Source organism: Hallerella porci, from assembly GCF_003148885.1.
In the GTDB taxonomy this organism is placed as follows: domain Bacteria; phylum Fibrobacterota; class Fibrobacteria; order Fibrobacterales; family Fibrobacteraceae; genus Hallerella; species Hallerella porci.
On record NZ_QGHD01000065.1, the window covers coordinates 1 to 1,637 of the forward strand.

The 1,637-nt window shown below is 41.7% G+C and carries 2 protein-coding genes; one reads left to right on the plus strand and one right to left on the minus strand.

From position 1 onward, the window contains the following. On the plus strand, positions 1–331 hold a 331-nt coding region (locus B0H50_RS13765), incomplete at its 5' end, for a hypothetical protein (protein WP_233244842.1). A gap of 224 nt (positions 332–555) precedes the next feature. On the opposite strand, the gene B0H50_RS12980 is transcribed toward B0H50_RS13765, so the two are convergent. Then, on the minus strand, positions 556–1,512 hold the full coding sequence (locus tag B0H50_RS12980) for an Rpn family recombination-promoting nuclease/putative transposase (protein ID WP_109587926.1): 957 nt from the start codon (positions 1,510–1,512) through the stop codon (positions 556–558). Between the last annotated feature and the right edge of the window lie 125 nt (positions 1,513–1,637).

The following is a 1,637-nucleotide window of genomic DNA, read 5'->3' on the forward strand; positions in this document are numbered from 1 at the left end:
TTCATTTTTTGAAAATGCGTGTAACCAAGAAGGAGGGAATTTTGTGGTGGGCGATACATTCAAATCAGCAAAGAACCGCTTTCGCGGTTCTTTGCTGATTTTACAAGGCTTTGATTTCGTCAATTGTGAGGCCGGTAACTTCGGCAATCGTTTCAACAGAAACGCCTTTTTTCAAGAAACCTTTGGCGAGGGAACGCGTTTTCCTAGATTCGCCTTCCTTACGACCTTTGGAAATTCCTTCCGCAAGCGCCTCAGCCTGCCTTTGGCGAAAGACATCGCCAGCGCTGACGAAACCGTACTTTTGTCCAATGCTTACGAATGCCATATCTAACTCCTTGAGGATGCTTTCGCCCAAATACTCCTTCAAATATAAGTCAAAAAATTAGGACTAAGATCAAAGTTCTTAGCTCTAAGTTCTCAAGAATCTAGAACTTGGTGCCTGAATCAAGACCGAAAAATTGTGAAAATCACAAAATTTCGGAATAGAAAAGGAAAATTGGACGAAAGAGTAGTCGAAGGACTACTTTTTTATGCTTGCGGAATTGAGATTCGAATTTACAGTTTGCGAATTTCTGCTTCCGAAAGGCCCGAAGCTACTGCAATCTCAGAAATAGACAGCTTTTTGAGTTTAAGCAAGCTTTTTGCCATTTCGCGAGCTTTGTTCAAAGCTCCCGCAGCAGTTCCTCTCGCAATGCCAGCAGCAATTCCCGCTTTTTCTCCCTTGCGGAAGGCTGTTTCTTTTTCGTATAATAAATCAGTCATGCCGTCAACCTGCCTTAGGAAAAGTTCATCTTCGTAATGCTTTAAAGATACATCTTTTGAAAGTTTTTTGCAAAAGTCCTCGTCAAAAAATTGTTTGTGAGAGGCGCGCTCGTAAATGATATCCCCGAAAAAGCGAAGCATTTCGGCGCGCTGCGAACGCTCCTTTTCCGTTTCGGGAATGTGCGCATCATTTGCTAAAAATTTCTCAACTTCGATAAAGTAAAAGTCCAGTTTTGGATAATACGGTTCGCCATTTTTCGTCAAATTTACATGATGAAAGTAAGTTTCGGGCTCGAGTTCAAATTGGTTGCAAGTGAGAATTGAAAGCACGTAAATATGCGGAAGCTCGTAGCTTTCGGACTTTTTAACTTGATTCGTAATCACGCGTGAGGTGTAATACAGCAAGCGATCCATGAAAAAATCGCTGTCGGTTTGTTGGACTTCAATGAGAATCGGTTCGTCATTTTGGTTTGTGCCGATGATGTCAAAAATTGTGGTTTTATTGTTCAAAATTCCGGGCAGTTCTTCGCGTTCGAAATGATAATCCTTGATGCGGTCGCGACCTTCGAATCCCATCATTGCATTGAGAAATTTTATGAGTCGCGTGGGATCGTGTTCATTGACCATGAGAATTTTGAAAATCGCATCGCTGAACGGATAAACATTCTTGAAACGCGCGCGGAATTTGGCGAGATTCGCCGGGTCTTCTTTGATTGCCTTTAAGAGGGCGTAATACTGGCTTCGATTCATTTTCACTCCTTCCTCGCCGACATGCAAAAAACAGCGAGGCTTAAAATGGTTTGAAAAGAATATAATAAAGCAAAATGACAAAAAGTGACAGCGGGAAAAATTAGAAATTAGTAATTAGGAGTTAG

What these genes read in the sequence shown, in the direction of transcription:
- B0H50_RS12980 (WP_109587926.1), bottom strand. Translation starts at nt 1,512, where the DNA reads ATGAATCGAAGCCAGTATTACGCCCTCTTAAAGGCAATCAAAGAAGAC.